Origin of the sequence: Roseomonas sp. TAS13 (genome assembly GCF_001950415.1) — a bacterium.
Lineage (GTDB): Bacteria > Pseudomonadota > Alphaproteobacteria > Acetobacterales > Acetobacteraceae > Roseomonas > Roseomonas mucosa.
This window is the reverse complement of the sequence record NZ_BDLP01000221.1, coordinates 1-7,532: the sequence shown is the minus strand read 5'-3', so window position 1 is coordinate 7,532 and position 7,532 is coordinate 1. Positions and strand designations below refer to the sequence as shown.

Below are 7,532 nucleotides of genomic sequence, written 5' to 3'. Positions count from 1 at the left end.
GCGTAGATGTGATCAAGAGACAGTCCGGATCGGTCCGGCGCAGCATGGCGCGCAGCGCGTCGGTGCGCGGCTCGCCCAGTGAGGCCGGCGTCACCCAGCGCGCCACCAGCGTTTCCACCAGCGGCTCCATGCCCTCCGCCCGCACCGTGGCGGCGCGGTCGATCCAGCCCTGGGCAGGGGGGATGGCCAGCGCCGTGTCCACCAGCGTCAGGCTGCGCACCCGGCCCGGCGCCTGGGCGGCGAGCGACTGGGCGATCATACCGCCGATGGAGATGCCGGCGACATGCGCGCTCTCCACCCCCATCAGATCCAGCAGGCCCAGCATGTCGCGGGCCATGCCCTCGATGCTGTAGGGGCCGGGGGTGACGCCGCTCATTCCATGGCCGCGCAGGTCCGGGCGGATGACGCGGTAGCGGTTCGAGAAGGCCTGGGCCGGCTCCTCCCAGATCCCGGCATTCGTGCCCAGCGAGTGGAGCAGGAACAGGACCTCGCCATTGGCGGGGCCGGAGACCTGCGCCTGAAAGGTGGTGCCATCCAGACGGAGAAACATCGTGAGCCTCCCGAAAACCTGGCCGGGGCCCGTTTGGGTCCCTGGCTGGAACCTTGACTGGGACAAAGCCGCCCGGTCACGGCTTCGCCCTTTCGCGCCGGCTCCGCAAGTCCCGTTTCCGGAAAGATTTTCCGGAAACGGACGCCCCTGCCCTCCCCGGCGCCGGAGGTCCTGGCGGGTCAGCCCGTCCTGCCGCCCACCATTTCCGCGAAGTGCCGCAGCATCCGCTCGGGGTCGGGTTCGCGCCAGGTGAAGAGGCGGAAGGCCTGCACCGCCTGAAAGACCGCCATGCCGCCGCCGCTCAGCGTCCGACAGCCGAGCGCGCGGGCGGTGCGCAGCAGTTCCGTTTCCAGCGGGAAATAGACGATCTCGGAAACCCAGAGCGCCGGCCGCAGCAGTTCCGCCGGCAGCGGCAGGCCGGGATGCGCGGCCATGCCTGTGGGCGTGCAGTGGACCAGCCCGTTGGCCGCCGCCATGGCCGCCGGCAGGTCGGCGCAGGCCACCGCCCGGCCCGCACCGAAACGCTCCGACAGCGAGGCGGCGAGCGCCTGGGCCCGGGCGGGGTCCATGTCCTGGATCGTCAGTTGTCCGACGCCCATGGTCAGCAGCGCATGCGCCACCGCCACCCCGGCGCCGCCCGCGCCGAGCTGCACCACCCGGTCCAGCGCCACGCCGTCCATGTTGCGGCGAAAGGCCTCGGCATAGCCGGACCAGTCGGTGTTGTGGCCGATCCGCCGGCCGTCGCGCAGCAGCACGGTGTTCACCGCGCCCAGCGCAGCCGCGTCGGGGGACAGCTCGTCCAACAGCGGGATCACCGCCTGCTTGCAGGGATAGGTGATGTTGAGCCCGGTGAAGCCCATGCGCCCGGCCGCCTGCAACAGCTCCGGCAGTGCCTCCACGCCCAGGCCGAGAACTTGCAGGTCGATCAGCTTGTACTGGGAGCGCAGGCCCTGCTCGTCACCCTCCCGCTCATGCATCGCCGGGGTCAGGGAGGCCTGGATGCCGTGGCCGATGAGCCCGCAAAGGACCGTCTGGCGCGGCGTCACTTCGCCTCCCCGATCAGGCGGGCGACGCGTTGCAGCGCCAGCGTGTAGCCCTGGGTGCCGAAGCCCGCGATCACGCCGCTGGCTGCCAGCGTCACATAGGAATGGTGCCGGAAGCTCTCGCGCTGATGCACGTTGGAGATGTGCACCTCGATGATCGGCCCCTCGAAGGTCTTCAACGCATCGAGGATGGCCACCGAGGTATGGGTGAAGGCGGCGGGGTTGATGACGATGCCTGCTGCCACCTCCCGCGCCTCATGGATCCAGTCGATGATCTCGTATTCGCGGTTGCTCTGGTGGAAACGGATCTCCAGCCCCAGTTCCGCAGCCGCCCCGCGGCAGTCTCGCTCCACATCGGCCAGGGTCTCATGGCCGTAGATCTGCGGCTGCCGCTTGCCCAGCAGGTTCAGGTTGGGTCCGTTCAGGACATAGACCAAACGTGTCACCGGGGCACCCTCCCTATCGGATCTCGGGACCCATGGCCGATCGGCATTCCGGTCCGGCAGTCCGGCCTGGGACGGCGCTGGATGTGGACTAACCGGTTAATCCAAGTCAACGGGGAATGCTCTCATTTAGATGTCTTCTTACGCTCACGCGCGCCCCGCGACGATGGGAGGGGCGATATGCGTCTGTGTCCGGCCAGCGCCGTTGCGATCCGCCCGGACCGGTGGGGGCAGCACTACGTCACCCGGCAGGGTGCGCAGGAAAGGGGCGGCAGGGGAGCGGCAGGGCGGCTACCGGGGGAACCACTCAGCGCAGGCTGAGCCTCGGCCTCCGGCGCAACTGGCACGGCAGGCAGTTCGCCAGGGGCCGAACGGCTGCTCATGGCCGCGAGTCAGGCCACCCGCCGGATGGCCGCGAACACGAGGGGGCATCGACGCATCGGGGCTTCAGGGGTTTGCGGACGCACGCTCCCGGATGGTGGCTCCGGAGACTCGCTCTAACGCCGCAGCGTGACGAGGCTGCCATGGACCCAGCCCTCGGGGCTGGCATCCCCGACCTGGTACCAGCCCCCCGGGGCGGTGCCGAAGATCGTCAGGCTGGTCCCGGCCGGCACCACCCGCAGCACCTGCCCGCCGCCATTCGGATGCGTGCGGAGATTGCCCGGCTGACGCATCGAAAGCGTGCCGGAGGCATCCTGTGCCGCGGAAGCCGCCGGTCCTGCCTGTTGCGCCTGGTCCCTGCCCGTTCCCTTCGGCATCATCGCCGTGGCCGTCACCTGCGGCAGGTTGGCCGGGATCGGCGGCAGGAGTGGCGGAGCGGCCTGCCGCAGGGTCGGCTTCGGTCCGCCTTCCTCCCGGCAGCGGGAGACGGTCTCGACATAGACCCGCGTCGCCTCGACATCCGACAGGGCGACATGCTGCTCCAGCACTGGATCCGCGCCATCGGAATAGGTCAACACTGCCACGAAAGGCACGAAGGCCCCGCTCGCTCCCTTCGCATTGACTTGGCCGCAGACTGCCACCGTGTTCGGCATCGCCTGGACATAACTCTGCACCGCACGGAGTTGCGGCTGGCCATAGGAGGCAAGCCCGGCGCGCAAGGCGGCCTCCGTCACCACTTGGGCCTGCGCCAGACGGTCGGGCTCGCCGCTACCCTTGGCGTCCTTCTCATTGCAGGCAGTCAACGCGGCCAGCAGGGCAAGGCCGGTGCAGGCGCGGAGGACTCCCGACCCGATGGCGGCTTTCATGGCACCCTGTCCTCCTGTCTCGTCGCAGGCCTCCGGCACATGGCACGGCAGAAAGGCAGCCAGGCCGGAACGGCGGCACCACGCCCGGCAGTCCGGCCACCGGGGGAAGAACGCCTTCGCCGCAACAATGTTTGGAGGGTCCGGGAGAATTTCACAGGCGCGACGCGATCCCCGCCTCGTTTTCCCCATGCTGCAGGGACCCGGAAAGCCTGGCGCGGCCGGGAGCGTTCCGGCGGGGCGGCCTTCAGGCTCCCTTCAGGCTCCACGCTCCCGCTGGGCGCTCCTGCCGGCCGTGCCGAGGAGGCCGCGCGGCGGGTGGCCTCAGAGCAGGGCCTTGGCGCGCTGCAGCACCTGATCGCAGAGCTTCTGGCCGAGTTCGCTCTTCAGGCTGGCGAGGTCGAAGCTCTTGCCCTGCGCGTCCAGCACACCCTTGGAGCCTTCGACGAAGCCCGGGTTGCCGCTCTGCTTGGCGGTTCCGCCGAGCTTGCCCAGGAGCTGGTCCTTCACCGAGGCCGCCTCCGCCCCGCCGGTCAGGCGCTGCCGCACGCAGTATTGCATGAGCCCCGCGATGTTGCTGCTGCTGGCGGCGGCCGGGGACGGCACCGCGATGCTGCCGAGGCTGTTGCCGGCGGCGTTCTTCAGCGTGTCCATCAGCTGCGCCCGCGCGGGGGTGACGGCGGGCGCGGCGGCCAGCAGGGCCATGACGGCGAGGCCTGTCACGAGATGTCGCATCGGCGTCTCCTTACCTTCCGGGAGGCGGTGACGGAGCACAGGCCGCCCCCCGGCGCAACCCCGGGCCGGCCACAGGATTTCGTGCGCGGCCGGAAAGGGGGAGGCGCGGGCGGCCTCGCCCGGCACGGCTATTTCACCGTCTGCGCTGCGGTGAAGGCGAAATTGGCGTAGCTGTATTCCGCGACGCGGAACCAGAGGAACTCCTCGTCGCGATACTTGCGGTAGCTTTCCCAGATCCGCTTGAAGCGCTCGTTGCGGTTGCCGATCTCGTCATAGAGTTCGTTCGCCGCCTTCCAGGCTGCGGTCATGACGTCGCGCGGCCAGGGGCGGAGCTGCGTGCCCGCGCCCACCAGCCGCCGCAGCGCCTCCGGGTTGCTCTGGTCGTAGCGTGAAAGCATGTCGGTGTTCGCCTCGGCACAGGCGGTTTCCAGCGCCGCGCGGTAATGCGGCGGCAGCGTGGCCAGGGCGCGCTGGTTGACCAGCAGATGCGTCTGCGCGCAGGGCTCGAAGAAGCCGGGATAGTAGTAGTAGGGCGCGACCCGCGCGAAGCCGAGCTTCTCGTCGTCATGCGGGCCGACGAATTCCACCGCATCGATCGTGCCGCGTTCCAGCGCCGGGTAGATGTCGCTGGCGGCGAGCTGCGTCGGCACGGCGCCCATCCTGGCGAACATGTCGCCCGCCAGCCCGGCGATGCGGAACTTCAGCCCCTTCACGTCGTCGAGGCTCTTGATCTCCTTGCGGAACCAGCCGCCCATCTGCGCGCCTGTGTTGCCCATCATGAAGGGCACCGCGTTGTAGTCCTTCAGCAGCTCCTCCATCAGCGCCTGGCCTCCGCCCTGCTGGTACCAGCTCGTCTGCTGCCGGTCGTTCATGCCGAACGGGACGACGGTGAAGAAGGCGAAGGAGGGGTCCTTGCCGGTGTAGTAGTAGGTGGCGGTGTGGCAGGCCTCGACCGTGTTGTTCTGCACGGCATCCAGCGCCTGCAGCCCACCCACGATCTCGCCCGCCGCGAAGAGGCGGATCTGGAACCTGTTGTCGGTGAGCTGCGCCACGCGCTTCGTCATCTTCTCGGCGGTGCCGTAGAGGATGTCGGTGGAGCGCGGGAAGGAACTGGTCAGGCGCCAGCGGATCTCCGGCATCGCCTCCGTGCCGCCGGCGGGGGCCTGGGCGGCGGCGGGCAGGGCGGGCGCGGCCGCCATGGCGGCGGTCAGCAGGGCGCGGCGTTGCATGGATTCCTCCCGAAACCGGTTCTTGCCGCAAGAGCAGCAGAGATCGGGCGGAAGCGCCAGGGGTGGGTGAAGGGGTGGGCGGGCACCCGCAAGGCCTGCCCCTGCCAAGGCCCTGGGCCCCCTGCCCCCTCCACCGATATGCCATAGCCTGCCGGCGATGACGCGAATCGATGCAGCCCTACCTCCTCCCCACGGCCCCGTCCGGCCATGACCATGTGGTTCGACGCCTTCGTGCCCGCTTTCGGGCTGATCGCACTCGGCATGCTGCTGAAGCGGCGCATGCTGCGCGATGGCGCGGTCTGGGCAGGCATCGAGCGGCTGGTCTTCTACGTGCTGATGCCCGCGCTGCTGGTGTCCTCGATCTCCGCGGTGGACCTGCGCAGCCTGCCATTCGGCGGCATGGCGGCCAGCATCTGGTTGGCGCTTCTGCTCGGCACCGCCGTGGCGCTGCTGCTGGCCCGGCTGATGCGGCAGGGCCATGCCAGCGCGACCTCGGTGCTGCAGGGAGGGATACGCTTCAACAACCTCGTCGCCTTCGCCGTCACTGGCGGTGTCCTGGGGGCGCCCGGCGTGGCGCTGGGTGGGGTGACGACCGGGCTGATCGTGCCCTGCGTGCAGTTCATCCTGACCATCGCCTTCGCCATGGGCGGCGAGCGCGGCTGGCCGCGCCCGGCCTCCGTGCTGCGGCAGGTGGCGCTCAACCCGCTGATCCTGGCCTGCCTGCTGGGCTTCGCCCTGTCCGCCCTCGGCGGCCTGCCGCCGGGGCTGGGGCCGCTGCTGCGCGCGCTGGGCGGTGCCTCGGTGGCGCTGGGCCTGCTCGCCGTGGGGGCGGCGCTGACCCCGGGGGCGCTGCGGGACCGGCCGCTGCTGCAGAACCTGGTGGCGGCGCAGAAGCTGCTGCTGATGCCGCTCCTCACCCTGGCGCTGGCGCGGCTCTTCGGCCTCGACGCCCTGGCCGCCTCGGTCGCCGTGCTGTTCATGGCGATGCCGACCGCCACGACAGGCTATGTCATGGCGCGCGCCATGGGCGGCGATGCCCCGCTCATCGCCGCCATGACCACCGGGCAGCATATCCTGGCGGTGCTGAGCCTGCCCTTCTGGGCCTGGCTGCTGCTGCCCTGACCCTTCGAGGGGCTGCTTTTCCCGGCCATTTGGCTTTGTGGTGACCTGCCGGGGGAGAGGCGCCGCCTCTCCCGCCGGACCCCCTCTCCGCCGGGGACCGAAGCCGGCCCCCGGACATGAACTGGCGCTCGTGGTTGCCGTCAGGTTGCCGTTGATCTCCGGGAGCAGGTGGAAAGGCGGGACTCCCAAAAGGAAGAAAGACACCGTAACCGCGCTGATGGGGCACCGGCAGTCCGCCGGAGAGCCAGGCTCTCCGGCGCGATCCGGCGGCAGCGAGGACCAACGAATCGGGTCCAGGGTGCGCAGCGTCCTGGCGGATAGGGGGTCCGGGGGAAAGGCAGCACCTTTCACCCGGGACGGCGCAACGCCGGGCGCAAGGCGATCCCGCGGAGGCGGCAACGGGAAGGGGCGGCCATCCATCCCCTTCTGGTGGGGAACGCGGCTTCCCCTGTGTTGGCGCCAGCGTGATATGCTCCGTCCCGTCCTGCGGGAGGCAGCCCTGCGAATCCGCCGGGCCGGCGCGAATCCGGTCTGGCCTGGTCTTTCCCTTCGCCTTGGCGCGGGGCAAGGAGGGCATTATGGGTTCGCCGGATATCATGACCGACCTGCCGTCGCCCGACCTGTCATTGCCCGACCTGGCCTCGCTGCGTGCCGAGATCGATTCGATCGACGACGCGGTGCACGACCTGCTGATGCGCCGGGCGGCGCTTTCCGCCCGCATGGCCGCCAGCCGGGTGAAGAACGACAGCTTCCCCTATCGCCCGGGGCGCGAGGCGGGAATCCTTCGCCGCCTGCTGGCCCGCCATCATCCCCCCCTTCCGGCCGGCACGATGGTCCAGGTCTGGCGGGAGATCATCGCGGCCTCGCTGTTGCAGCAGGGGCCGCTCTCCCTCGCGGTGCTGCAGCCACAGCGCGGGAATCCGGGTGAATCCCCGCTCTCCTCCCTGGCCCGCGCCCATTACGGCGAGGGCAGCACGCTGCGCCTGCACGCGACGGTGGGCCGGGTGCTCGCCGCGCTGTCCGCCGGGGAAGCGAACCTCGCCATCCTGCCGATGCCCGATGACGGCGACTTGGCCGAGGCCGCCTGGTGGCTGCGGCTGGAGGCGCCGCGCCTGCACGTGGTGGCCGCGCTGCCCTTCCTCGCCGCCGCGGGGCAGCGGCCGCCT

8 protein-coding genes are annotated in these 7,532 nt (G+C 70.3%); 2 read left to right on the top strand and 6 right to left on the bottom strand.

The window, feature by feature from the left end; all coding sequences use genetic code 11:
- The 6 genes from ROTAS13_RS16010 to ROTAS13_RS15985 all read right to left on the bottom strand — a co-directional run.
- On the bottom strand, positions 1–550 hold a 550-nt coding region (locus ROTAS13_RS16010), incomplete at its 3' end, for an alpha/beta fold hydrolase (RefSeq protein ID WP_139323390.1).
- 179 nt (positions 551–729) lie between these two features.
- Positions 730–1,596 carry a shikimate dehydrogenase gene (locus tag ROTAS13_RS16005; RefSeq protein ID WP_075822825.1) on the bottom strand — a complete coding sequence of 289 codons (867 nt, stop codon included), beginning with the start codon at positions 1,594–1,596 and terminating at the stop codon, positions 730–732.
- Positions 1,593–2,039 carry a type II 3-dehydroquinate dehydratase gene (aroQ, locus tag ROTAS13_RS16000; RefSeq protein WP_026033298.1) on the bottom strand — a complete coding sequence of 149 codons (447 nt, stop codon included), beginning with the start codon at positions 2,037–2,039 and terminating at the stop codon, positions 1,593–1,595. The genes ROTAS13_RS16005 and aroQ overlap by 4 nt, the downstream gene beginning before the upstream one ends.
- Positions 2,040–2,533: 494 nt before the next feature.
- A complete protein-coding gene (locus ROTAS13_RS15995; protein WP_075822824.1) occupies positions 2,534–3,283 on the bottom strand; it encodes an SH3 domain-containing protein in 750 nt (249 codons plus the stop codon).
- A 321-nt stretch (positions 3,284–3,604) separates the two neighbouring features.
- Complete coding sequence (locus ROTAS13_RS15990; protein WP_075822823.1) at positions 3,605–4,015, bottom strand: DUF2501 domain-containing protein; 411 nt, start codon at positions 4,013–4,015, stop codon at positions 3,605–3,607.
- 128 nt (positions 4,016–4,143) lie between these two features.
- On the bottom strand, positions 4,144–5,244 hold the full coding sequence (locus ROTAS13_RS15985) for a TRAP transporter substrate-binding protein (RefSeq protein ID WP_019461708.1): 1,101 nt from the start codon (positions 5,242–5,244) through the stop codon (positions 4,144–4,146).
- A 207-nt stretch (positions 5,245–5,451) separates the two neighbouring features.
- On the opposite strand from ROTAS13_RS15985, the gene ROTAS13_RS15980 reads away from it, so the two are divergent.
- Both ROTAS13_RS15980 and ROTAS13_RS26405 read left to right on the top strand, forming a co-directional pair.
- On the top strand, positions 5,452–6,366 hold the full coding sequence (locus ROTAS13_RS15980; protein ID WP_075822822.1) for an AEC family transporter: 915 nt from the start codon (positions 5,452–5,454) through the stop codon (positions 6,364–6,366).
- 578 nt (positions 6,367–6,944) lie between these two features.
- A partial coding sequence (locus tag ROTAS13_RS26405) for a chorismate mutase (RefSeq protein ID WP_171979113.1) occupies positions 6,945–7,532 on the top strand: 588 nt, incomplete at its 3' end.

What these genes read in the sequence shown, in the direction of transcription:
- ROTAS13_RS15980 (WP_075822822.1), top strand. Translation starts at nt 5,452, where the DNA reads ATGACCATGTGGTTCGACGCCTTCGTGCCCGCTTTCGGGCTGATCGCA.
- ROTAS13_RS15995 (WP_075822824.1), bottom strand. Translation starts at nt 3,283, where the DNA reads ATGAAAGCCGCCATCGGGTCGGGAGTCCTCCGCGCCTGCACCGGCCTT.
- ROTAS13_RS15985 (WP_019461708.1), bottom strand. Translation starts at nt 5,244, where the DNA reads ATGCAACGCCGCGCCCTGCTGACCGCCGCCATGGCGGCCGCGCCCGCC.
- ROTAS13_RS15990 (WP_075822823.1), bottom strand. Translation starts at nt 4,015, where the DNA reads ATGCGACATCTCGTGACAGGCCTCGCCGTCATGGCCCTGCTGGCCGCC.